This window comes from Sandarakinorhabdus limnophila DSM 17366 (genome assembly GCF_945882885.1).
GTDB classification, from domain to species: domain Bacteria; phylum Pseudomonadota; class Alphaproteobacteria; order Sphingomonadales; family Sphingomonadaceae; genus Sandarakinorhabdus; species Sandarakinorhabdus limnophila_A.
On record NZ_CAMCWT010000031.1, the window covers coordinates 1 to 22914 of the forward strand.

At 61.2% G+C, this 22914-nt stretch carries 21 protein-coding genes and 1 pseudogene; 10 read left to right on the plus strand and 12 right to left on the minus strand.

Translation table 11 applies throughout. The features are described 5' to 3' along the window. Together Q7O19_RS08270 and Q7O19_RS08275 are read left to right on the plus strand one after the other, a co-directional pair. On the plus strand, positions 1-230 hold a 230-nt coding region (locus Q7O19_RS08270; RefSeq protein WP_303809851.1), incomplete at its 5' end, for an integrase core domain-containing protein. Positions 231-266: 36 nt separating this feature from the next. Next, positions 267-545: pseudogene (locus tag Q7O19_RS08275) on the plus strand (transposase); the annotation flags it as partial. A 46-nt stretch (positions 546-591) separates the two neighbouring features. Here the strand turns inward: Q7O19_RS08275 and Q7O19_RS08280 are convergent. From Q7O19_RS08280 to Q7O19_RS08295, 4 genes are all read right to left on the minus strand, one after another. After that, positions 592-2064 carry a PepSY domain-containing protein gene (locus Q7O19_RS08280; RefSeq protein ID WP_303809852.1) on the minus strand — a complete coding sequence of 491 codons (1473 nt, stop codon included), beginning with the start codon at positions 2062-2064 and terminating at the stop codon, positions 592-594. A gap of 11 nt (positions 2065-2075) precedes the next feature. Beyond that, positions 2076-3161, minus strand: a complete 1086-nt coding sequence (locus tag Q7O19_RS08285; protein WP_303809853.1) for a PepSY domain-containing protein — start codon at positions 3159-3161, stop codon at positions 2076-2078. An 82-nt stretch (positions 3162-3243) separates the two neighbouring features. Beyond that, on the minus strand, positions 3244-5760 hold the full coding sequence (locus Q7O19_RS08290) for a TonB-dependent receptor (RefSeq protein ID WP_303809854.1): 2517 nt from the start codon (positions 5758-5760) through the stop codon (positions 3244-3246). Between the two features lie 24 nt (positions 5761-5784). Further along, positions 5785-6462, minus strand: a complete 678-nt coding sequence (locus Q7O19_RS08295; protein WP_303809855.1) for a hypothetical protein — start codon at positions 6460-6462, stop codon at positions 5785-5787. 255 nt (positions 6463-6717) lie between these two features. On the opposite strand from Q7O19_RS08295, the gene Q7O19_RS08300 reads away from it, so the two are divergent. From Q7O19_RS08300 to Q7O19_RS08335, 8 genes are read left to right on the plus strand one after another with little or no spacing between them, the layout of a single operon-like run. Continuing rightward, positions 6718-9210, plus strand: a complete 2493-nt coding sequence (locus tag Q7O19_RS08300; protein ID WP_303809856.1) for a TonB-dependent receptor — start codon at positions 6718-6720, stop codon at positions 9208-9210. Then, positions 9210-10244: a VOC family protein gene (locus Q7O19_RS08305; protein ID WP_303809857.1), complete on the plus strand. Its 1035-nt coding sequence runs from the start codon at positions 9210-9212 to the stop codon at positions 10242-10244. The genes Q7O19_RS08300 and Q7O19_RS08305 overlap by 1 nt, the downstream gene beginning before the upstream one ends. Beyond that, a complete protein-coding gene (locus Q7O19_RS08310; RefSeq protein WP_303809858.1) occupies positions 10234-10959 on the plus strand; it encodes a hypothetical protein in 726 nt (241 codons plus the stop codon). The genes Q7O19_RS08305 and Q7O19_RS08310 overlap by 11 nt, the downstream gene beginning before the upstream one ends. Further along, the gene (locus Q7O19_RS08315) at positions 10956-12191 is read left to right on the plus strand and encodes an MFS transporter (protein WP_303809859.1); all 1236 of its coding nucleotides are present in this window, start codon (positions 10956-10958) and stop codon (positions 12189-12191) included. The genes Q7O19_RS08310 and Q7O19_RS08315 overlap by 4 nt, the downstream gene beginning before the upstream one ends. Then, positions 12188-13729 (plus strand): FAD-binding oxidoreductase, encoded by a 1542-nt coding sequence (locus Q7O19_RS08320; RefSeq protein WP_303809860.1) that lies wholly within the window; start codon positions 12188-12190, stop codon positions 13727-13729. The genes Q7O19_RS08315 and Q7O19_RS08320 overlap by 4 nt, the downstream gene beginning before the upstream one ends. After that, the gene (locus tag Q7O19_RS08325; protein WP_303809861.1) at positions 13726-14772 is read left to right on the plus strand and encodes a nitrilase-related carbon-nitrogen hydrolase; all 1047 of its coding nucleotides are present in this window, start codon (positions 13726-13728) and stop codon (positions 14770-14772) included. Before Q7O19_RS08320 ends, Q7O19_RS08325 begins: the two co-directional genes overlap by 4 nt. Then, positions 14769-15494 (plus strand): hypothetical protein, encoded by a 726-nt coding sequence (locus Q7O19_RS08330; RefSeq protein ID WP_303809862.1) that lies wholly within the window; start codon positions 14769-14771, stop codon positions 15492-15494. The genes Q7O19_RS08325 and Q7O19_RS08330 overlap by 4 nt, the downstream gene beginning before the upstream one ends. Beyond that, positions 15491-16642, plus strand: a complete 1152-nt coding sequence (locus tag Q7O19_RS08335; RefSeq protein WP_303809863.1) for an FAD-dependent monooxygenase — start codon at positions 15491-15493, stop codon at positions 16640-16642. The genes Q7O19_RS08330 and Q7O19_RS08335 overlap by 4 nt, the downstream gene beginning before the upstream one ends. On the opposite strand, the gene Q7O19_RS08340 is transcribed toward Q7O19_RS08335, so the two are convergent. The 8 genes from Q7O19_RS08340 to Q7O19_RS08375 are packed head-to-tail and all read right to left on the minus strand — an operon-like array spanning position 16639 to position 22858. Further along, positions 16639-16887: a hypothetical protein gene (locus tag Q7O19_RS08340; protein ID WP_303809864.1), complete on the minus strand. Its 249-nt coding sequence runs from the start codon at positions 16885-16887 to the stop codon at positions 16639-16641. The two genes, Q7O19_RS08335 and Q7O19_RS08340, sit on opposite strands and share 4 nt — an antisense overlap. After that, entirely contained in the window at positions 16884-18062 is a 1179-nt protein-coding gene (locus Q7O19_RS08345; RefSeq protein ID WP_303809865.1) for a class I SAM-dependent methyltransferase, read from the minus strand. The genes Q7O19_RS08340 and Q7O19_RS08345 overlap by 4 nt, the downstream gene beginning before the upstream one ends. Further along, a complete protein-coding gene (locus Q7O19_RS08350; RefSeq protein WP_303809866.1) occupies positions 18059-18514 on the minus strand; it encodes a DUF1330 domain-containing protein in 456 nt (151 codons plus the stop codon). The genes Q7O19_RS08345 and Q7O19_RS08350 overlap by 4 nt, the downstream gene beginning before the upstream one ends. Beyond that, a complete protein-coding gene (locus Q7O19_RS08355; RefSeq protein ID WP_303809867.1) occupies positions 18514-18966 on the minus strand; it encodes a hypothetical protein in 453 nt (150 codons plus the stop codon). Before Q7O19_RS08355 ends, Q7O19_RS08350 begins: the two co-directional genes overlap by 1 nt. Next, a complete protein-coding gene (locus Q7O19_RS08360; protein ID WP_303809868.1) occupies positions 18966-20381 on the minus strand; it encodes an aldehyde dehydrogenase family protein in 1416 nt (471 codons plus the stop codon). The genes Q7O19_RS08355 and Q7O19_RS08360 overlap by 1 nt, the downstream gene beginning before the upstream one ends. Next, positions 20378-21295, minus strand: a complete 918-nt coding sequence (locus Q7O19_RS08365) for a polysaccharide deacetylase family protein (RefSeq protein ID WP_303809869.1) — start codon at positions 21293-21295, stop codon at positions 20378-20380. Before Q7O19_RS08365 ends, Q7O19_RS08360 begins: the two co-directional genes overlap by 4 nt. After that, a complete protein-coding gene (locus Q7O19_RS08370; RefSeq protein ID WP_303809871.1) occupies positions 21292-22164 on the minus strand; it encodes a polysaccharide deacetylase family protein in 873 nt (290 codons plus the stop codon). Before Q7O19_RS08370 ends, Q7O19_RS08365 begins: the two co-directional genes overlap by 4 nt. A gap of 10 nt (positions 22165-22174) precedes the next feature. Next, a complete protein-coding gene (locus Q7O19_RS08375; RefSeq protein ID WP_303809873.1) occupies positions 22175-22858 on the minus strand; it encodes an isochorismatase family protein in 684 nt (227 codons plus the stop codon). Positions 22859-22914: the final 56 nt, after the last annotated feature.

A 22914-nucleotide genomic window follows, 5' to 3' on the forward strand; every position in this document is an offset into this window, starting at 1 on the left:
ATCAGGGCATCCGCCATGCCTACATCAAGCGCGGAACCCCACAGCTCAACGGCAAGGTCGAGCGTTCCCATCGCTCTGACCAGCAGGAGTTTTACCAACTCCTGTCGTACAAAGACGACGTCGATCTCGAAGCCAAGCTTGCCGAGTGGGAGAACTTCTACAACTTCAATCGGCCACACGGTGCCTTCAATGGCAAAACACCCTATGAAGCGCTCCGCGAACGCCTATAAACTCATGCACTCAATGTCCCGCTAGATCGTCAAACTTACATGCTCGCCGACCGCGGCTACGACGCAGACTGGTACAGGGACGCCCTTCAGGCAAAGGGCATAACGCCCAGCATTCCGCGACGAAAATCCCGGGCTATACCCATCAAATACCATAAGCGCCGCTACCAAAGCCGCAGCCGCATTGAGCTCATGTTCGGCCGCCCGAAGGACTGGCGGCGTGTCGCCACCCGTTACGATCGATCCCCGGCCGTCTTCCTCTCCACCATCGCGATCGCGGCCACCGTTATCTTCTGGCTGTTCATCAACGAGCCCTGAGCCTAGGCACTGTCAAAAGCCGACGCTGTAACATCGCCAAACGTGCTCACAGCCATTTCCGCTTGAGCCAGATTAACGGCCCACTTAGCGCCAGCAGCACCGCGAGCGCCGCGAACAGGTCGTTTGCCCATTTAAACTGCTCGTGAAAAATCACCCCGGCGTGCAGGTCGGCCATGACGAGGAACAGCGGCGTGCCAGGTGCGGCGGCACGGACCGAAATTCTGCTATCGACGAAGCTGCCGGGCGCGTTCCCCTCTCGTAAAATCGCCTTGCTGTTCTTGACGTACCAGACGCCGCCGTCGCGTGACGCCCCGGTGATCGCGGTCTTGGGACCGTCGATCTTGCGCCACGCCCCACCGCCGGGGCCGCGCCGGAAATTGCCCTCACGGCCAAAGCCCGCGAATAGCTGATCCTCGACGCGGAACAGATTGCCCCCGGCATCGCCGTCGGGGACCGGCAGGCTGGGATCGGGGCGCCAGCTGCGTCCGCCATCGCGACTTTCGAGCAGGCCGAAGCGCGTGGCGATGCCGATCCGTGCTGCCTCGCCGGGCCACGACGCCACCCCGTCGATTTCGTGATCGAGCGACACACCGCGGAACGCAGGGGGTAAGCTTAACCGTTCGACCGTCCGTCCTTCGGCCCACCAGAGGAAGCCGTAGATGTGGTTAAGCGGGATTGCGGTCACTGACAGGTAGAGGATCGGCAGCACGGCCAAGAGGCCGACCAGCGGGCCGTGAAAGCGGTAGAGCCAGCGGATGGCGCTGCGTTGCGTGTCCATCAACAGGCCGCGCCGCCGCCCGCGCCGCGTCACCCACCAATAGCCGAGCCCAGTGAGCGCCAACACCGCCATGGCGATGCCCCCGAGATCGTTCAAGCGGATCGACCACGCGCCGGGCAGCAGGCCGTGACCGAAATGCACGTCCATCACCACGCGGCCGAGCGGCATCGTGGGATTCAGGCCGGTCAGATTGGCGGCGATGGAGAGGTCGGTCACGGCACCAGTCGCAGGCACGATTCGCAGCAGGTCGCTGCGGTCGCGGACAGCGACGAGCGACGCCGTGTCGGCACCGGGACTGATCGCGGTCAGGCGAACACCTGCCAGCGCGAGGCGGTGGGCGGACATACCGTCGGTTGCTGTGGCCCACAGCCCATCGTCCGTGGCGAGATAGAGGCCGCTGAAGCGCTGCCGGGCGAGTTCGGCGAAGCCATAGACCTGCGGCTGGTCGGCGCGGCCCGCGAACGCCACCAGCACCCACGTCTTGCCGCCGTCCGCCGAGCGCCACGCTCCGCGCTCGGACGCGCCGAGCACGACACCATCGGCGACCGCGATGTGGCGCATGATAGTGGCCGGCACCAGCCGCCCGATCTGCTTAGACGTCCACGCCGACGGAACGCTGGTCTGGTTGAGCCAGCGCCACTCGTGATGATCGAGCGCAATACCGGTCAGCGCTAGCACCAGCAGCCACGCGCACGCGGTCAGCCCGGCATATTTGTGGACTGCGCGCACGACGCGGTGCATCCTCGGCGGCATCAGGCGTCTGCCAATACCGCCGTACTACGCTTCGGCTTGCGCCCGCGCCGCCACATGATGAAGCCCGTCGCCACCCACAAACTCACCGACACGCCGATGATCGAATAGATCACTCCGCCGACCGGACCGATGACGTAGCCGCTATGGACCGGAAACAGCCAACCACGGACGCCGTCGCCGCCGCTTGTCAGGCCGGTCGGATAGCTGCCGACCACCTTGCCGGTCTGCGGATCGACCAGCACGTCGGTCCGCTTCAGCTGCTTGTCCATGAATGCGAACCAGTAGTTGGCCGCGTGCGGCCCCGCCGGTCCGAACGCGATCATGTGCAGATTGCCGACTGTCTTTTGCGCGCTGGCGTACGCTGTGTTGGCATCGACGGCGGGGGTCATTGCCATTCCCGCATGCCCGGCGGGCATCTCCATATTGCTCTTGAACACCGAACGGCCCGAGGTCTTCTCGGCCCAGGTGTAGAGGTTGAGCGCGGTGCCGGTGCCCGCGACCGAGATGATGAACAGTCCAGCGACGATACCGGCGGTGCGGTGGAATTTGACCACGCCCTTGACGTTGCGGCTGGTGTTCCGCGTCCGGAACCAGATCACGATGCCGAGCGCTGAGAAGGTGACCACGCCAATCCCGAGTATGGTAAGGATGATCTTGCCTGGCGTGCCGAAAATCAGCCATTTGTGTATCGCGGAAGCGATACCGACCCAGCCCGCTGTCGCCGACTGTTCGGTGATGACCTTGTCCTCGAACTGATTGACCAGAACCATGCGCGACATATCGTGCCTCGTGATGTCGCGACCGCCCATTACGACGATGGCGGTGTTGGGCGAGACAGCCGCCGGATACATCATGTGCGCAACCTGAAAGCCGGGACGTTCCCGCTGAATATCGGCGAGGATGTCGCCCGGCGGGGCGGGCGGACCGCTGCCGTCGGCCCGATAAAGGCCGGGATCGGTAGCCTGGAGTAGCCAGAACCGGTTTTGCGCGATCGCGCCGGTGATGCCCTGGACGACAAAGAACAGTCCGAGCACCAGCGCAAACCGGCGGTGCCAGCGCCGTAGTGTCAAGGTCGATACCGCCATGCCATCCTCCCGATAGTCTGCGGACCAGATCAGTCCGCACCGATGCGCTCAGGCAACCACGGCAGGTTGCCTAGGTGCTTTGCTAGAATTTATACGACGCATTAATGCCGAACTGCCGTTTGCGCGGAGCCGACACAAAGAAATCGCGGAAGAAGGTGGTCTGGTTGAGCCCGGTCAACGGATTGACGCGGGTCAGCAATCTGTTGAAGTCGAGGATACGGGTCACCACCAGCGGTGTGCGATCCTGCAGCAGGTTTCGCGCGAACAGGCTGACGTACCAGTTGGCCTTTTGAAGACCGAGGCTAGCGTTCAGATTGAAGCTGTCGCCAGCCCAGTTAAGATTGTCGACTTGGCTATACCGCTTTGATTCATAGGAGAGGTCACCGCGCGCGGTGAATTCGAGATCGCCGCTGACGGGGCGATTGACCTCCGCCGTAAAGATGGCCTGATGCTGCGGCGTTTGCGGTAACCGGTTGCCGCTGACGTCGCCAAAGCTTGGGCCGTCGACGTCGAGCGGGTTGGGCGTATCGTCGCTACGGAACGCCGAACGGCCGTCGGTGTCGAAAATCTCCTCGGTCGTGTCGTCGAAGAAGCGCGTGAACTTGGCGTCTACGAAGGTGTAGGCGGCGCGCAAGTACAGCCAGTCAGCGGGCTTGCCGGACACATCGAACTCGAAACCCTTGATTTCCGACTCACCGGCGTTCTGGATGAAGACTACGCTGTTAGGCGTTCCGGTCGTGCGGGTGTAGGCTTCGCCCCGGCTCAGCTGTTGCTTCTGCCAATCGATGTAGAAGGCCGCCACCGCGAAATTGATGCCCCGGGTCCGTCCTTTGACGCCAAGCTCGTAGCTCCACGCACTCTCTTCGTCGAAGGTTGCAAATCCGGACGCGGCAAAGGTGGCTGTGTCCGAGGCAATAGCGTCGGTTGGGAAATTATTGAATCCGCCGGGTTTGTTGCCCTTTGCAGCCGTCGCATAGACATTCAGGTTTTCGTGAATTTTATAACGCGCCGTGAAGCGCGGCAACAAGGCATCAAACTTCTTTTCCTTGACGTTGATCGCTGCAGCCGGTGGCCCGCCCACCGGACCCAAAACGCGCGTCGATCCGATAATCCGGTCGTATTGCTGACGGGCTTCGGCGCTCACAGTCAACTGCTCGGTTACGTCACCTTCCAGCATTCCAAACACCGACTTGCTGCGCACGCCGTTGGGGCTATCGTAAGGACGGCGGGTATTGGTCGCGGCATTGACCTCGAAACCCGGAAGCACGTCTTCGTTGTACAAGTACGCGCCAATGGCACCCCGAATTCGCTTGTCCTGCGGGCTGGAGAGACGGAATTCTTGGCTGAAATCCTGGTTCTTTGAACCATCGATGGCGAATGACGGAACAGCGGTCACCAAGGTCGCATTGTCTTGTCCGGTGATGCTGTAGTTGTGATTGTAGGAAGTGTTGGAAGTCAGCGTCGTACCGCCCTCCGTGGTGTAGGTCATCGCCAGGTTGGCGCGATAGAATTTGCGATCCAGACCATGATATCCAAGGGCCGCGAGCGCGTCGTTATTGGCAAAATAGGACGGCAACGTTTTAACCTCACCGCAATAAAAGCCGCGGCGGCTTGTATTGGTTCGCGGAAACGGCACCGTCGCAATGATCGGCGGCGCGAAGCAGTTGTTCTTCAGCGATCCCTGCGGATTGTAAACATAGGCCGTGTCCTGATCTTTGCTGAACCCGAACGAGGCGATGGCTTCGAACGCGTCGGCAGGCTTAAACAGCAAGCGTCCGCCGACATTGGTGCTGTGTTGGTCGCCTAGATCGCGCTTGCCGCTTGCCGCGTTCTTGTAGTCGCCGCCGAAATTGTAGCTGCGCGCGTTGAACTCGAATAGAAGCACATCCTTTATGATCGGACCGGAAATATACCCTGATACTTCCAAGTTGTCGTATTGGCCGACAGTAAGTCTCGCGCGGCCGGTGAACTCATTGGTTGGCTTGCGCGTCACATAGTTAATCGCACCGGCGAAGGTGCCGCGCCCGAACAGGGCCGACTGCGGCCCCTTGATCACCTCGACCCGTTCGACATTGTCGAGTTGATAGCTGCTGATGTTGTCCGAGACGAAAATGCCGTCGATGAAAAAGGCAGCATTGGGCTGTCCGACGACCGAAGACATTCCGCGGATCGAAGGCCGAACGCCCGCGCCGCCGCCACCGCCCGTGCGACCAAAGCCCTGCTTGAACGAGAAGCCGGGGGTCTGCCTGGCAATGTCCGAAATATTGTCGAGATTGGCGCGATCAATGGCCTCGGCGCCGACCACCGAGATCGTCAGCGGAACATCGACAAGACGCTCTTCCTTTTTGCGCGCGGTCACGATGATTTCTTCGGCAGCGACAGCTTCCTTGGCGATTGTGGCGGTCTGCGCCGACACCATTGCAGGCGTCAGCAAGGTGGCGCCCATCAGCAGTGCGCGTGTCCAACCGGTCATCTCATTCTCCCCAATAGGGCCGTCAATCCCCAGCGTCAGGACTGTTGCGGCATTTAGGGCGACAACGCGAAAATTTGTCCAGACAAATTCCGTCAACGCCAAAGCTGTCCGGACAAATTGCGGCATGCTGTTGCCGACGGGCAACGCTGCTCAGGCGACTGGTTTGACCACGCCAAGCCAGCTGGTCGCGACCAGCAGGAAATAGGTCAACATCACCCAGCGGCGGGTCTTGTCCATGGTGGTCCGCAGTGGGATTTCGGTGGCGTCGCTGGATCCCTCGGCGATCAGTTTCATAAGCTGCGGACCGACGGGTTTGAAACTGAAATCGATCATGATGGCCGCGACAAAGATCATCCCGAATAACAAGGCCTTCCACGCCAGCCAGCCTGCCGCAATCGGATGGCCGGTTACCAGTGATTCGGCCCCCAGCACGATATAGCCGGCCGCCAGTATCCAGCGTATCCAGCCCTCGATCCGGCGGTTTCGCGCCGCGCGCGCGGTCTGATCATTCCAATGGGCATCCCACACAAGCCACAGCCAGAAGCCGCCAATTAGCCAGCCAAAGCCGACGAGCGCCACCGGCACATCCCACCAGCCACCGGAAAAGGACACCGTGAGCGACAGTGGCACCATCAAGGCCCAGGCGGTCCGCGGGGTCATGTCGACAAGCACGAGCAGCTTCAGAAGGGCAAGCCGCTGATCAAGCGAGTAATCTTGGCGCATGCGAAAATGCTGGCCAAGTAGGAAGACGCCGACATCGGCCCCCAACCACAGTACGAACAACAAGAGATGCACATAGACCAGGCTGGGATAGATTAGGTCGCTCATTCTGCGCCCCCTCGAAAATGCGTTCGCGGCACCGCCGCCACAGTCATCGTGAAATCGTCATGCCGTCCGCGCGGCCGCAGGTCAATTGTCCGGACAAGTTTCCGACCGTAGCTTGACAACCCCAGATATGTCCGGACAACTCTTCTGCAGGCTGTAGGTCATGCAGCCGGCCGTGCATTTGAGAGAGTTGCAGGGCAGCACCAGGATCAATGACCCGCCCGCCAGGCGGACGGTTTTTTTGGAGGTTATGGGAACATGAAGGTACGGACTATCGCTATCAGCCAACTCGCACTCGCGACCGCGCTGCTCACCCTGGATGCCGTTCCTGCATTGGCTCAAGCAGCCACTGTGGTGGAAGATACCGGCATCATCGAGGATATTGTGGTTACAGCTCAGCGTCGCCGCGAGCGCGCGCAGGACGTGCCTATCGCAATCACCGCCTTTTCAGCGGAAACCCTGCAGGCCCGGGGCGTGGTCAACGCGCTTGATCTCACCCAATTCGTACCTAATCTGGTTGGCCTCAATAACACCGGCCTTGGTACCGCAAATTCTTATTATCTCCGTGGCTTAGGCAACTCCGAATCGATCGCTACCTTCGATCCGCCCGTGGGGACCTATATCGACGACATCTATATCAGCCGCCAGAATGCTAACAATTTCAACCTTTTCGATGTAGAACGCGTAGAAGTGCTGCGTGGCCCGCAGGGCACACTTTTTGGCCGCAACACCACCGGCGGGGCCATCTCTGTTGTTATGCGCGAACCGGGCGATACGACCGGTGGCTATGTCGAGGCCGGCTTTGGCGCTTACAAGCAAAAGCTGATCAGAGCCGGCGTCGATCTGCCGGTGAGCGAGAATTTCGGCCTGAAGGTATCGGGCTATTGGCAGGAAGATGATGGCTGGGTGCGGAACACCGTGACCAACGAGCGTCTTAACAACAACAATGGCTGGGGCCTGCGCCTTGGCGCCCGGGCCAAACTATCCGACAGCATCAGCTGGAACGGCAGCTTTACCCACACCTTTGCGGATTCAACCAACGTCTTGAACTTCGATTGCAATCCGGCCAACCCGGCACAGTGTGATGGCCGTTTTGCCACCACTGGCCTGCGCCGCACCAATGATTTCGGCGACCGCTTCACTGGCTTCAAGGATGACTTCGGCAACTACAACAAGGCACGAATGACGCTGTTCACCTCTAATTTCGGTTTGGCGCTTTCGGAGAAGATCAACCTCAACGTCATTACTGGCTGGCTTGATCTTAGCCAGAAATTCGCGCTCGATTTCGCAGACGGCACGTCGCTGCCGTCGCTTTCCAGCCCCACTCCGCCAGTGCGCAGCTTTACACCGGGTGGCTTCGTCATCGCTAATGATGGCCGCCATCGCCAGTTCACCCAGGAAGTGAAACTGTCGGGTTCACTGGCCGACGGCCTGATCGATCTCGTCACAGGCCTCTATTATTTCAAGGAAAACAACAACACCGATTTTGCTGACCTGTTCAACATTGGCAGTGCAGGTCCGGTCGGCTTCCCGTTGGTTCTGGCCGATCGCACCTTGCGTAATACCACTGAAGCCTGGGCCGGCTATGGCCAGATCGACGTACACCCGATCGAGTCTGTTACCCTGACCGCCGGCATCCGCTACACCGACGAGGAAAAGACCTTCGGCATGCGCGACAATCGGTTCAGCTGCAACGACGGCTCAATCGAAGCGGGTTGCATCGACAGCATCAACCTGCGCGCACCAAACGGCGTCGCAATCCCGCGCGCGCAGACGGTGCAGTTGTGGACCCCGCGCTTTGCCATGTCGTGGAAGGCGTCGAACGACATCCTGCTGTTTGCCAGCGCGACCAACGGCTTCAAGTCCGGCGGCTGGAACGCGCGCGGCACTGCAGCATCAGAACTGTTGCCCTTCGGCCCCGAAAAGGCTTGGAGCTATGAAACCGGCTTCAAGGCCGATCTGTTTGGCAAGCGATTGCGCTTCAACGTGACCGCCTTCTACATTGATGTCGCAGGCCTGCAAACGCCGTCGGCCTTCGTTCGGCCCAACGGCTCGGTCGCCTTCCTTACCCGCAACTTCGCCGACTATCGGAACAAAGGCATCGAAGCCGAGTTCACGGCCCGGCCAACCGATGCGCTCACCCTGTTCGGCTCGCTGGGTTATCAGGACGATCGCTATGAGCTGCCGTCGAACGCACCGGCGCTGGATGAATACAACTTCCAGTCGGTCGCCGCGCAGCAGATCAACTGTCGCCAGCAATTGGCGGCCGGCCGTGTCGCACTGGGAGCCACGGCCGAAGTTGCCGGCGCCTGCGGTGTCGGCATCGTCGCGCCAGATGGAAGCATCGCCACTCCGGTGCGTACACCAGCTTTGACGATGAGCATGGGTGCCACCTATGAAGTGAAGGCCAGCGACAAGGTGTCGATTATCCCGTCGGTCAACGCCAACTGGCGCTCGTCCAGCGAAGTTGGCACCAGCGCGGTAAGCTTCTTTAATCAGGCCTTCACTAGCGCCGGGGGCACGCGTTATGCATCCAACACGGCCTACAATGGTGATTTCATCCGTGGCTCGTTCAGCCAAGCACGCTGGATCGCCAACGCCTCGCTTATGCTGAAACATGCAGATGGCTGGCAGGTTCTAGTGGAATGCCGCAACTGCTTCGATGAGGAAGCTGTGGAATCCAGTCTGGCCAATCACAGCTATCTGAACCCGCCGCGGACCTGGACCATTCGCGCCCGCCATAACTTCTGATGGCAAACACCGGCACGATTGTTGCCCTGATTGCAGCCGCATCGGCCAGCCCCGCGCTGGCCGGTGTGGCTGCTGATCATGGGGTGGCGCCGTGGCGAGAAGCAGTGATCAGCGTTAGCGACCCCCTGCCTTTTACCCGCCTGCTAAAGAGTGCGGGCGGCTGGCGCGAAGTGGCAGCCGGCAGGCTCTTGCCGGCGGAAATCGCCTATTGGCAATTGCCGGCCACCGCATCGGGCCGGTTCACCTTGTGGTGTGCGCCCGGCGTTTCCACCGGCTGCCTGCGCCTTATCACTTTCAGAGGGGTCGCACAGCGCCCGATCCGACTGGCGGCCCGTGCTTGGGATCCAGGTGGCATCTATTCGATCATGGTCCGCTCAAACGATATTGATGGTCTGTTCGATGCCGCCATCAATCACGGCTGGTGGGCGGAAAGTCCGCCCATCCGCTTCGATTTCCTCGGCTCGAAATTGACCAATGTCGTCCTCACTGGCCCGCATGGCATCAATATAGCCGTCTATCAGCGCTTTTCGCCCCCGTTTGAGGCCTTCCCATTGGGCCGTATAAGCGAGGCCTTCAATTCGATGCGAATGGTGACTGATCGTGCCGCAGCACGCGATTTCTACAATCGCAAACTCGGCTTTGACATCGTCTTCGATGGCGATGGTACCAACGCCATCGGCGCCGTGCCGGAACCCTCCAACTTCGGCATCCCGCTGAATTACACGCTCAAGGCGCTGCGCGCCGCCGCCGCGCTAAGCCCAACTCCCGGCGAAACCGGCCGGGTTGAGATGATGCAGATCACTGAATTCAGTGGCATCTCCCAGAGCCAGTACGCACGTGCGCCCAATCTTGGCATTCTATCTGTGCGCTACACAGTGCGCGATCTTGCCGGCTATCGTGCTGCCATCGCCGCAGCCGGAGTGACACTGGTGCAGCAGGCCAGTGCCGTACCGATCAAGGGCCTGGGCACAGTCGATCTGTTTGCCGTGGCAGATGTTGACGGCAACCTAACGGAATTTGTCCATGCCCGCTGAATTTCGGCCCCTGCCCCGCCGATCGGGGCGCATCGCCTATCGCAGCGCCACCAGCCACGCACTGTGGGGCACGGAAGATTTCGCCCTCACGCGGGATCGCGACGGCGGCCGCACTCTAATGGTCCAGTGCGAAATGCGCCACGGCAATGAGGATGTGACGCGCTTCACAACGCTATCCGTCGATGCCGCGTTCCAGCCAACAGAAGCGCATGTCCGCATCCTCAACGGCGGTCGGCCAACGGGCAGCGGATGGTTCCGCTTCACCGACTGTGAAGCGGAAGCCGAAACCGCCACCCTGGCCGAAGGTCGCATGTCGCAACGCAAACCTATCAGCCGGCCGATGCGTGGTTTTGGCATTCATGCCTTGGTTGGCGATGGCTGGCTGGCGGCAAGCTTTCCGTTTGATAAGGGGGCCGGCCACAGCCATTTCTGGGGCCCCAGTCTATTGCACAGCCTGCACCATTTCGGCGCGACTGGCCCGATGCTGGTCACTTCCACCTCCGGCCTTAACTATGAAGCCCGCGAATTGGTGGAGGTGCCGGCGGGCCGCTTCGATTGCCACCGCCTCAGCTTCGTCGGCATGACCAACAATCACCCGCCCTATACCATGTGGATCAGTGCCGATGGCGATTATCTCTATGTGAAGGGTTGCGTCGAAGGCTACATGGACGGGCTTTTCCAGCTTGAAGAGATCACCGGTGGGACGCTGGCATGAGTATGGGCCGCAACGAGTTCAAATCCGGCTGGAAAGTACTGGTGGCTGGGCTATTGGGCGTGATGTGTGGGGCCTCACCGCTGCCGTTTAATACCATCGGTTTTGTGCTGGGGCCACTGCACGAAGAATTCGGCTGGAGTTTTGCCATCATTTCGGCCGGCGTCACCGCGTTCGGCATCACTGCCGGCCTGCTCGCCCCGGTTATTGGCGCGGCGGCAGACCGCTTCGGCGTCCGCACCATCGCACTGACCTCCACGTTCGCTTTCGCGCTGGTGTTTGCCGGGATCGGCCTCATCCCCGGCTCGCTCTATGCGTGGTTCGGCATGTGGTTCCTAATCGGCCTTGTCGGTATGGGTTCCACGCCGGTCACCTGGAGCCGGGCGATCAACATGTGGTTCTATCGCAGCCGCGGCCTTGCGCTGGGCATATTGCTGGTTGGCACCAGCCTGGCCGCATTGATCGTCCCCAAAGTCGCGGTGTGGGCGATCGGCACTTATGGCTGGCGCGGCATGTATCCGGTCATCGCGCTGTTCCCGCTGCTTCTATCGCTGCCCATTGGCTTGGCTTGGTTCCGTGAACCGCGTACCAGCGAAATCCCCCCCGAAATTACAGCCGGCGGCGGCCTGGTGGGTGTGACCTTTGCAGAGGCTGCCAAGGACCGCCGCTTCTGGACGATATGGATTTCTATCGCGCTCGTCGCCCTCGCCTACGGAGGCGCGCACATCCACATGCCGGAAATCATCAAGCAACACGGCCTGACGGCGGCCGATGGCGCCGGAATTATGGGCATGATTGGAATCGCGCTTCTGTCGGGCCGCATCATCACTGGCTGGCTGCTGGATCGCATATGGGCACCGTTCGTATGTCTGCCCATCCTCACCATTCCAGCGCTGGCCTGTTACTGGCTGATGGGCAACAGCACGTCAGAAGCCATGGTGTGGGTATCGGCCTTTCTGCTCGGCTTTGCCGCTGGCGCGGAATCCGATCTGATCGCCTATCTCGCCAGTCGCTATTTCGGCATAGCTCATTATGGCAAGATCTACGGCATGCTCTACATGCCGTTCGGTATCTTCTCGGCGATCTCGCCCGTTGCCTATGGCCGCATCCGCGATGTCAGCGGCAGCTATGATCAGATGCTCATGGCGGCGACCTTTTTGTTCGTGTCAGGCGCGCTGCTGCTTCTGACGTTGGGCCGTTATCCGGTCTTCACCGCGAAGGAAGTGACACCATGAGCACCACCACGGTGGGCAGCGTGCTGGACGGCGCGGTGCCACCATCAACGCTGCTGACGGATGCCGACAGCCTGTCGCTCTACAGTCACGATGTGTATGCCGCCGGGCCGCAACCACTGGCGGTGTTCCGTCCCGAAAGCGTGGAGCAGTTGAGCGTCGGCATCGCTGCTGCCACCGCGAAAGGCATCGCCATTGTGCCGCGCGGCGGCGGCATGAGCTATACTGGCGGTTATCTCTCCCCCACCCCACAATTCATTCTGGTCGATACCGGCGCGCTGTCCCGGATCATCGCGCTCAATGAAACCGACATGACGGTGACAGTTGAAGCCGGCGTCACTTGGGATCAACTGCGGCGTTACCTGAGCCCCAAGGGCTATCGTGTCCGCTGCTGGGGTACATTGAGCGGGATCAATGCCACCGTGGGCGGCGGCATGAGCCAGAACGGCGTATTCTGGGGCGCCAACGCCGGCACGGTTGTGGATTCGGCGCTCAACTTTGATGTCGTGCTAGCCGATGGTCATATCGTTTCCACCGGAAGCGCGTTCTTCCGCCCCTACGGCCCTGATATCACCGGGCTCTTTGCTGCCGATTGCGGGGCGTTCGGGGTTAAGGCACGCGCCACACTGCGACTGGTCCGCGAAGGCCGCTTTGCCTATGGCAGCTTCGCATTCGATACTGCGCAGCAGATACTCACCGCCATGGCTGGCATCGCCCGCGATGGACTGGCGGCCGAAAATTTCGGTTTCGATCCCTTCCTGCAAAGCCAGCGCCTGAAGCGCGAGAGCCTCGCAAGCGATGCGAAAAGCCTGCTTTCCATGATGAAAACGCAAGGGTCGCTGCTCAAGGGCCTCAAGGAAGGCGCCAAGGTCGCTCTGGCAGGGCGCTCGTTCCTCGACGATGTGCCCTTCTCGCTGCACTGCATCTCCGAACGCCGCAGCGAAAGGGAAGCCGAGAGCGACATGACCGAAATCACCCGGATCGTCGAGGCGGCCGGCGGAAAGACGGTTGAGAACAGCATTCCGAAGATTCTGCGCGCCAACCCATTTCCGCCGGTCAATTCGATGATTGGGCCCAATGGCGAGCGCTGGGTGCCAGTCCACGGTTTCCTGCCGCATTCGAAGCTGGTCGAAGGCTGGAATATGGTCCAAGCGATCTATGCGGCCCGCGCCGAGGATATGGCGCGGCTGGACGTCGAAGCCGGCGCCATGCTGGCCGCCGTCTCCCCGCAGGCCTGCCTGATCGAGCCGGTGTTCTTCTGGCCGGAAGCATTGAACCCGCTGCACCGCCACGCCGTGGAAGCCGGGCATCTCGCCAAGATGAAGGGCTTTCCACCAAATACAGACGCCAGTGCGCTGGTGCACGAACTGCGCGGCGCCATTATCGCCGCCTTCCAGTCACTGGGTGCCATCCATCTGCAGATTGCTCGCGCCTACCCCCTCAAAGCCAGCCACGATCCGGCGGTCTGGGCGCTCTTGCGAGCGATCAAAACGCAGCTTGACCCGAACAATTTTATGAACCCCGGAGTTCTCGGTCTGTGACGCCCTATACCGCGGTCGCCATGCAATTGACGGCGCAAAGCGTCGAGGCCTCTGCCAACCCGCGCGACCAGATCATGGCGCAGATCGCCGCGCTGGAAGGCAAGATCCGTTCTGCGCGCATCTTTATCGAACAATATGGCGGCTCGCCGGTGAAACTGGCGGTGCTGCCGGAATATCTCTTCACCTCCTATCCCGGCCGCGTCACCATACCCGACTTCGCGGTACGCGCCGGGTTCGCGGCCAATGGCCCTGAATACACGGCGCTGGGCGAGATCACGCAGCGTCTGGCAATGTTCATCGCTGGCAACGCTTATGAGACGGACGCGGCTTTCCCCGGCTTCTATTTCCAAACGAGCTTTATCGTTGCGCCGTCGGGCAACGTGGTGCTGCGCTACCGACGGCTGATCTCGATGTTCGCGCCCTCCCCACACGATGTGCTTGATCGCTATATCGATGCCTATGGTGCCGATGCCCTGTTTCCCGTTGCCGATACCGAAATTGGCCGATTGGCAGCAATCGCATCGGAAGAGATCCTCTATCCCGAAATCGCCCGCTGCCTCGCCTTCAATGGTGCCGAGGTCTTCGTGCATTCCAGCTCCGAGATCGGCTCGCCGCTGGCCACCGCCAAGGATATCGCCAAGCGCGCCCGTGCATTTGAAAACGCGGCCTACGTGGTTTCTGCCAACACCGCCGGCATCGCCGGCTCGGCGCTGCCCCTGATGAGCGCGGATGGAAACAGCCAGATCGTGGCGCCCAGCGGCAAGCTGCTCGCCCAATCCGGCAGTGGCGAAACCTTCACCGCATTTGCCGAGATCGACATCGCCCACAGCCGCGAGCAGCGCCGCCAGCCAGCAATGATCAACAGTCTCGCCCGGCAGCGCCCCGGCCTATTCGCCCCGGCCTATGCGGCTGCTGCGGACAATTTTCAGGCCGGCAATCTGATGCTGACCCCGGACGGCAAGCCACATGTTCCCGACCGCGACCTGTTCCTGAAAATGCAACGCGATGTCATTGATAAACTTGGAAAGGCCGACGTGATATGAAACACCGAACAGTCGCCGGCACCATCCGCTACACCAGCATGAAGCCGGGCAAGGAAGGCCAGGAACGCGGGCGGGAAAGTTTCCGTTTCACGCACCATGCCGATGGCAGCGTGATCCTGCGTGCCAGCTGCGAAATCGAGGAACCTGATCCCACCGTTCTACGCGATGTGATCTATCACCTTGGTCCCGGCATGATACCACTCAACCTGCATGTGCACCTCACCATCGGCGATGCCTATCTGGGCAGCGGCTGGATGCGCCATGATCCGGCGACCGGCAGCCTTGAATGCGAAAGCGAAAGCCCATCGCTGGGCCGCATCTCGCAGAGCCGCCCTGCGGAAGGTCGCTTCGACGCGTTCGGCACACACCCGGTCGTTGGTGACGGCTATCTCACCCGTGCCATGGACGTGAGCAAAGGCCCGCACCGCCGCCTCATGCGCGTCTTCCTGCCTTCCCCCGATCATCGAGGCGCCACTCCACCATTGATCGCTGAAGTGAAGATCAACCTGGAGTATGTCGGCGAGACGGAAAAGACTGTTGCCGCCGGCACCTTCAAATGCCGCCACTTCCGCTTTGTGGATGACAGCACGGATGGCATGGGCGGCAAGACCCACCCTGATTACGACATCTGGGTCACCGCTGATGATGACTGCATATTGGTGTATGGCAGAATCGACGGTTACATGATGAATCGCTACGAGCTGCTTGAACTCACACGATGATCTTGATCATTGGCGCGGGCCTGGGCGGTCTTGTCACCGCCATATCACTGGCCCGCGCCAGGCTGCCTGTTACCGTTTACGAGGCGGCCAGCGCTTTGACGGAAACCGGCGCTGGCCTCACGCTGGGTCGAGGCGCGCAGCATGTATTCCGCGATCTTGGCCTGCAAGCTGATGTGGCCGCATTGGCCTGCCCCGCCGGTAGCCTGCCCTTTCTTCACTACAAGACTGCGCGTCTGCTGATGGGCACCCCCGATGCCGGCGACGGCACGCCCGATGATGGCGGAACCGACATCGTGCGCCACATTTATCGCGGCGATCTGCAGGCGGTCATGCTGGCACACGCCGCACGCCTTTCCATACCGGTTCATACCGGCAAGCGCCTGACCGGCTTTGAACAGGACAGCGCCAGTGTCACCGCCCATTTTGCTGACGGCAGCAGCGCCGCTGGCAGGCTGATCGTTGGCGCCGATGGCATTCGATCGGCGGTGCGCGCCCTGCTACACTCTGGCGATGCGCCGCGCTTCACCGGCCATGTCGCCTTCCGCTTTCTCGTACCCGCCGCCTTGGCTGCGCCCTTCATGGGCCAGGGGCGCAGCGCGATCTTCATCGGACCAAAGCGCACTTTCAACCGCTACACAATGCAGGGCGGAAAGGTGGTGAATTGCGCCGGCCTTGCCGAAACAGGTGAGGAAGTGCCGGAAGGCTGGTCATTATCGTCCAGCATCGCCGAAGTTGGCGCCGCTTTCCCCAATTGGCACCCTGATGCAACAGGCCTCATTGCACAGGCACATTCCGTCATTAAGTGGGGGCTCTATGACCGAAAGCCGCTGGCGCGCTGGAGTGAAGGCCGCATCACCCTTCTTGGAGACGCCGCGCATGCCATGCTGCCTTTCCTTGGTATGGGCGCTGCCATGGCGATCGAGGATGGCTGGGCGCTGGCCCGCAGCTTGGCGCTTGAACCCGATCTCGCAGCAGCACTGGCACGCTATGAAGCGGCCCGACACAGCCGTTGCGAAACCATGCAGACGATGTCACGCCGCCAGGGCGAGATGACGCAAGCTATGGACCCCGACACGCTGGCGCCCTCTGCGGTGCCGATGGCCAATCAAGATCTGATGGGCTTCAACCCGGTGAGAGCCGGCGTCTAGGCCCCGCGAATTGGCGCAAACAATCGGTCGATGAAGGCTTTCAGCTTGGCCTCCCGGTCCACCGGCGCCGAGCCCCCTGCTTCTTCCAGAGTCAGCAAGCGTTCTTCCTGCACCCACATTTCCTGGGCCATATTCATGACTACCGCAACGAAGCGGTCCATTGCCGGATCGGCAAAGAAGCGCGCATTTCCCGTCTCGTCGTACAGGCCGGGAGGCGTATCGTCCGGGCGCGGGGTCTCGCTCATTTCTTCCACGCCCCGAAACCGAACCACATCACACCTTCGGCCAGCCTGCCCGTCGTCGCCTGGCCAACGGCCTCGGCAGCCTCGCTAGCGATCAGATCGGCAATCGCCTGTTCACCATAAATACCGATGCTTGGCACCACGAACTGAAAGTAATCGGTCGGCGCAAACCTTGCAGCCGCACAGAGCTCAGGCGGCTTTTCATCGCGGAAGCCCTTGTAATATGGCTCTTCGTTGTACCAGCTGTCCCAGTCGAGATAGAAACCGTCGAATGCGCCCATCTCGGCGTTGGGCGGCAATTCCATGTGCAGCATCAACCCGCCAGGCTTCAGCACGCGATAGGCCTCAGCCAAGGCAGCTGCGCGCTGCTTCTTGGACAATTCGTGCAGGAACATCGAAGACCACACGAGATCAAAGCTGGCATCGGGATAGTCCAGCTTGTCAGCACACATCTGCACGAATTGCACATTCTGCCCCTGCATGGCCGCCCGCGCCGCGCCATAAACCAGCACGCCCGGCGCCGCATCAATGGCAATCACTTCGGCACCCGGATAGGTCTGCTTCCACGGCAGCGTGTTGTGGCCGATGGTGGTGCCGGTATCCAATATGCGCTGCGGCGCGAAATCAGGATACTTTAACCGGATATAGCGGCTCATCGACAGGCCGATATCATCCAGGTTCGCCCCCATCAGCCCCATGGAGAACACAGCCAGCCCGCGATCATAGACAGCGCCTGCCTCAAGGCTGTCACCGCCGCGCGTATAGCTGCCGGGCATCAAGTGTACTTCGATGGCGCCGACATTATTCGGCACTTCCAGCGTCGGATTGAGCGCCACCTTGCCGCCCGCTGCCCGCGCCGCCGCGCCCAGTCGTTCGGCCTCGCGCTCCACGCTTTCGGCTACACTGGCCCACACCATCTTTTGTGCCTGCACCCGCATTGCCGAATAGATATTGAAGGCAGGATCGCCGCGCATCGCTTTGTGCGCCTCGGCGCTGGACTGCGGTGGGGCGCCGTGGCTGCGTTCCCAAGCCGGAACGGCGCGACGATCATAAGCGGCTTTCATGTCGGCAGCCAGATCATTCAGGATCAGGCTACGCATGCCCGAAACAAAGCGTCCGCGTGCGGCCTCGTCCGCCGTTTTCTGCGGGTTCATCGGATGTTGCAGTTCCACGCTCATGGCTTCACCCCTTCAATCGGTTCGACGTCATCCGTCCCGAACGGTACTCGATACGCATTGTCGCCCACCTTGCCCACCATGTCAGCCCGCAAAGGCGCTTCCGGATAGACGGTGACGATGTAATCCCCCGCCGACGGGTTCAGACGTAACGGCTTGATCCTTTGTTGATATTCCTTTGAAAACCAGAAGGCCTTTGCGTTGGCCATGCACGGAAAGCGCACCATCAGGTTGACATAGCTTTGTGGAGCACGGCCTTCGAAAATCGCCTGCGGAAAGGCCAGATTGACATAATAGCCGCCGAGCTTCTGATAAAGGCCGCTGTCGGCAATCGCCTTGCCATAGGCCAGCATGCGCGCCCTGTCGTGCGTAGGCCCGGACACGATCATGATCACCGGCGCGTTGCAGGCCTCGGCAGGCGCAGCTGCGGCCATCAGCGCAAGGATCCCCAGCATCATGGCCGTGCCTCGTTGCACAAGGTCCATTTCCATGGCCGCCCGTCTTGGAACCATTGCCAGGTGCGCGCCCGGGTCAAACGGTCCGCAGCCTGCGCAATCATCTCAATATAATAGGCATCGGCCACGTCACGCCGGTCGAGCCGCAGCATCAGCACGTCCTCCGCCGTCTGCCAGCCATAACCTGCAAAGCGGTCCGTCTCCCAGTGCAGATGATCGCCAACCAATGTGCCGCCGAATTCATAGGTAGCGCTTCGGCCATCATCCCATTCCAGCCAGTTATGCTGAACATAGTGGAACGGGCCGTCATCGGGCATCTCGCACCAGGTTCTCACCCGGTGCGCGTCCATCAACGACCCATCGGCAGAAAAATGCCGATACCAGCCCTGCCAATGGCCTTCGTGCAACAGCATCGCCGGCATCGCGGCGGCCAGTTCAGCGCGATTGCCCATCAACCGCGCTCCAGATAAGCGGCCAGCGGCAGCGGCTGCCCGGTCTGGATGATAAGCGCCTTGGCGCGGAAAAAGCGCAGAAAGCCCTCGTCCCCCATTCGGCTTGGCCCCAACCCGCTGGCCTTTTGCGAACAGTTGGCGGCATCCCACACCATCGAGGTGAGTGCGCCATCATTTATCGAAATGGCGCCAGCCTGCAGCGTCTCCGCCACAGCTTCCGCCGCCTCGCGGGGCCCAACCACGGCTGCAGACAGGCCATAAACACTGTCATTGGCTTGGGCCACCGCATCGTCCACGCTGTCATAAATCGTCACCGGGATCACCGGCCCAAAGCTTTCTTCTGTCATCACCGCCATATCGGCCGTCACGTCCACCAACACAGTCGGCAGCATATACCAGCCTCCACCCAATTGTTCGGGTTTGCCGCCGGCAAGCAGGCGCGCGCCCTTGGCCAACGCATCATCGATCTGCGCAGCCACTTTTTCGGCTTGTGCAGCAAAGATGAACGGGCCCAGCCCGCCAGCATTGATATCCGGCCAGTTCGGCTGCACCTCCGCAGCGCGTGCCTTCAGTTCCGCCAGAAACGGCTCGGCCAGCCCGCGCGGCACATAAACCCGCTCGATCGATTGGCAGGCCTGCCCTGTCGCTGCCACACTGGCCCGCAGTGCCAGCCGCGCCGCCCCCACCGGATCGGCACCGGGCAGCACAATCATCGGGTCCTTGCCGCCCAGTTCCAGATTGGCCGGGATCAGAGCGCGCGCTGCGGTTTCCGCCACCTTGCGTCCCGTCGCAGTCGATCCCGTGAAACAGACATAATCCACCGAACCAACAAGCGCCTGCCCGGTATCGGGCCCACCCAGCACATAGGCAAACACCGCGGCCAATTCCGGCACTTCGGCAAGTGCCGCCTGCATCGGTTCGACGAAACGCGGCGTCACCTCGGATGGCTTCACCAGAGCGGCGCAGCCCGCCATCAGCGCCGGGATGGCATCGATGTGCGAAAGGATCACCGGGAAATTCCACGGCGCGATGGCGCCAAACAACGGATAGGGCTCAGCCCGCGCTTTCAACACGATGCCAGGCGCGGCGCTGGCCCGTTCGCCACTGTCGAAACCGGCCATCAGCGCCTGCCCCCGCGCTGACCAGCGCCGCAACGTACCTGCCAGGCTGTCTACCTCCACCGCCGAAATCGCCATGCGGCCTGTATCGGTGGCCAGCGCTTCGATTATGGCGTCGCGATGACGCTCCACGGCCTGCGCAAAACGCTCCAGCACAGCGGCCCGGCCCGCTGGACCAAGCGCCGCCCACGACGGCTGCGCGCGGCGCAGCCGCGCCGCCACTGCTGCGACATCGGCAGCACTGGCTGGGGTGAAGCTGTAATCCTCCTCGCCGGTGCGGGGGTTGCGGACCTTCATTTCGGTCCCTGCATGGTGAACTGGTCAACAATCTGGCCACCATTGGCGAACCAGCATTCAGGCCGCGCCGCCAGCCGATCCAGCAACCGTTCAAAGGCGGCGATGCGATACGGCAGGCCCATGATGTAGGGCGTAACATGGATGGGCAGCATGCGGCCCGAGCCGGTTGCAGCAGCTTCGCCGGCCAGCCAGTCGAAGGCGTCTTCCAGGCTTTGCGCCCATGAATCCGCCGATTGCTGCTGCACGGCGCTGATCTGCCGGTCTGAAAGCTCGTGGTTCAACGGCAGGTTGATGAGGCCGTTGCGGAAGCGATAAGGCAGTTCATCATTCACCCAGTCGCAGGCATATCTGTAGCCGGCTTCGACCAGCAGATCGGGCGTGTTAAAGCTCTGGCTCCGTGCGACGGAGAGCCAGCCGTCGGGCTGCACACCGCACGCAGCCAGCCGATCACGCGCTTCCGCTATTAGCGTGCGTTCGGCCTCCACCGAAAGGCTGGAATCGATCGTGCCGTTCATGTCGGTCGAATGGGCAACCACCTCGTGGCCACCGGCCTGCACGGCAACAAGCAGTTCGGGATAACGCTCGGCCACGGCGGCATTGGTGGCGAAACTGGCGGTTGCGCCTGCGGCGCCCAGCGCATCCAGGAAACGTCCCACGCCAACCCGGTTGCCATAATCGCGCGCCGTGTAATGGCGGAAATCTGGATAGGCTGTCTGCATATGGCCGGGCGCGCGAAACGGCGTGTCGCTGGGGATTATCGGAAACCACTCCAGGCTGACGCACACCCACACCGCCACGCTGCCGCGCGGCCATTTCAGCGGCGGGCGCTGGTGCAGCGCCGACCAGGCATATAGATCATGGTCGTAGCCGTGGCGGCGCTTGGGATATTCGAGATAGGCAGGATCAAGGGTCATTGCTGCGCCCTTCCGGCCTTCCACGCATCGACAATCTCTCCGGCTGTGGCGATCCAGGCGCGGCCATCGGCGGCGATGTGCTTCAGGGCCTGTTCGAACGGCCCGATGCGGTGCGGCTGACCGATCAGATAGGCGTGCAGCGGAATGCACATCACGCTGCCCGGCTCAGCGGCGAGCCGCTCATACTGGCGGATCAGCGTGTCGGCATATTCCCGGCCAGACATATTGTAGACGAAGAACCCATAATGATCGTTCACCTCCAGGCTGTAAGGGATGGAAACGAGGCTTCCGGTCTTCGTCTTCACCGGCATCACCTGATCGTCGTGATAAAGATCGCAGGTGTAAGACAGGCCATATTCCGCAATCAGATCAAGTGTGCGTGGCGTGTGAGTAAGCGCCGGCGCCAGCCAGCCCCTTATCGTCTGCCCGGTGGAAGCGCGTACAGTTCGGATCGAATCCTCTATGATAGCGCGCTCCTGTTCCTCTGCCATGTCATAGGCATAGCGGGTGTTGTAGATTCCGTGGCTGAAGAATTCCCAACCGCGTGCATTGGCATCCTCCACCACCTCGGGATGATGCTGACACAAAGCAACGGACAACGAGACAGAGCCGAGAAAACCGTGCTTCGTCATCACATCGGCCATCCGCCAGTGCGATACGCGGTTGCTGTGATCGCGGTGGGAAAAGCCGACCACATCCGGATGCGGCCGGCCCCAGGCCTTCCGGCGCGGATGAGCCGGCGGGTCGATCTCGTAATACTCCAGGTTCGGCGCCACCCATACCGCCACGTTCTTGCCGCCCGGCCAAGTTAAGCGCGCGTGCTGGGGGGGCCAGTCATAAAGGCGGGGATCGCCAGCGCCTTCAATCACGCCAATCTCCTCAAGGCCTTGCCTCCAGCCAGTCGATCACTGCCTGCACTGGCTCCACATCGGCATATTTCAGCTGCAGGTCGGTCAGATTGGCGAAATGATAACTCTCATGCTTGTCGGCGCAGGTCTCGATCGGCACGATGGTTCGATAGCCGTGGGACAGCGCGTCCACCGCAGTGGCCCGTACGCATCCCGATGTGGAGCCGCCGGTAATCACAACCGTATCCACCTTGTGCCAGACAAGATAACTGGCCAACTGGGTTTCAAAAAAGGCGCTGGGCATGCGCTTGGTGTACTGCAGATCGTCCATGCCAACGATCACGCGCGGATCGTAATCATGGCGCTCGCTATCATATTTGATGTTCTGCAAGCTGTCGGGCGTGTTGGTACGCGTTCCCCATATGCCGGCATCCCCGGCATCGGCCTTGTATGCAACGCGCGTCCATACGACCGGCATGTCTTTGGCGCGGGCCAATGCGCTGATTTTATTAACATGATAGATCTGGCGCGGGTCGGTCTCGTAGGCAGTCGCAAAGGCTTCGACGTCGGTGTAGGCGCGCTGGAAATCAACATTGATGACAGCGATCTTGCTGCCGATACCGAACTTCCGGCGCGCTGGGTTGGCCATCACTTCGTCGAAGATCTGGCGCGCGGTTCGTCCATCGCTCACCATGTATGTGCCCTTGAGCACCATCCCGTTCCTCCCGAATCCCCAAGCTTACAACTTGGCCAAGAAGATAAAGCTTGTCG

Coding starts and splice junctions, on each gene's coding strand:
- Q7O19_RS08280 (WP_303809852.1), bottom strand. CDS start 2,064: ATGCACCGCGTCGTGCGCGCAGTCCACAAATATGCCGGGCTGACCGCG.
- Q7O19_RS08285 (WP_303809853.1), bottom strand. CDS start 3,161: ATGGCGGTATCGACCTTGACACTACGGCGCTGGCACCGCCGGTTTGCG.
- Q7O19_RS08290 (WP_303809854.1), bottom strand. CDS start 5,760: ATGCCGCAATTTGTCCGGACAGCTTTGGCGTTGACGGAATTTGTCTGG.
- Q7O19_RS08295 (WP_303809855.1), bottom strand. CDS start 6,462: ATGAGCGACCTAATCTATCCCAGCCTGGTCTATGTGCATCTCTTGTTG.
- Q7O19_RS08300 (WP_303809856.1), top strand. CDS start 6,718: ATGAAGGTACGGACTATCGCTATCAGCCAACTCGCACTCGCGACCGCG.
- Q7O19_RS08305 (WP_303809857.1), top strand. CDS start 9,210: ATGGCAAACACCGGCACGATTGTTGCCCTGATTGCAGCCGCATCGGCC.
- Q7O19_RS08310 (WP_303809858.1), top strand. CDS start 10,234: ATGCCCGCTGAATTTCGGCCCCTGCCCCGCCGATCGGGGCGCATCGCC.
- Q7O19_RS08315 (WP_303809859.1), top strand. CDS start 10,956: ATGAGTATGGGCCGCAACGAGTTCAAATCCGGCTGGAAAGTACTGGTG.
- Q7O19_RS08320 (WP_303809860.1), top strand. CDS start 12,188: ATGAGCACCACCACGGTGGGCAGCGTGCTGGACGGCGCGGTGCCACCA.
- Q7O19_RS08330 (WP_303809862.1), top strand. CDS start 14,769: ATGAAACACCGAACAGTCGCCGGCACCATCCGCTACACCAGCATGAAG.
- Q7O19_RS08335 (WP_303809863.1), top strand. CDS start 15,491: ATGATCTTGATCATTGGCGCGGGCCTGGGCGGTCTTGTCACCGCCATA.
- Q7O19_RS08340 (WP_303809864.1), bottom strand. CDS start 16,887: ATGAGCGAGACCCCGCGCCCGGACGATACGCCTCCCGGCCTGTACGAC.
- Q7O19_RS08345 (WP_303809865.1), bottom strand. CDS start 18,062: ATGAGCGTGGAACTGCAACATCCGATGAACCCGCAGAAAACGGCGGAC.
- Q7O19_RS08350 (WP_303809866.1), bottom strand. CDS start 18,514: ATGCTGGGGATCCTTGCGCTGATGGCCGCAGCTGCGCCTGCCGAGGCC.
- Q7O19_RS08355 (WP_303809867.1), bottom strand. CDS start 18,966: ATGGGCAATCGCGCTGAACTGGCCGCCGCGATGCCGGCGATGCTGTTG.
- Q7O19_RS08360 (WP_303809868.1), bottom strand. CDS start 20,381: ATGAAGGTCCGCAACCCCCGCACCGGCGAGGAGGATTACAGCTTCACC.
- Q7O19_RS08365 (WP_303809869.1), bottom strand. CDS start 21,295: ATGACCCTTGATCCTGCCTATCTCGAATATCCCAAGCGCCGCCACGGC.
- Q7O19_RS08375 (WP_303809873.1), bottom strand. CDS start 22,858: ATGGTGCTCAAGGGCACATACATGGTGAGCGATGGACGAACCGCGCGC.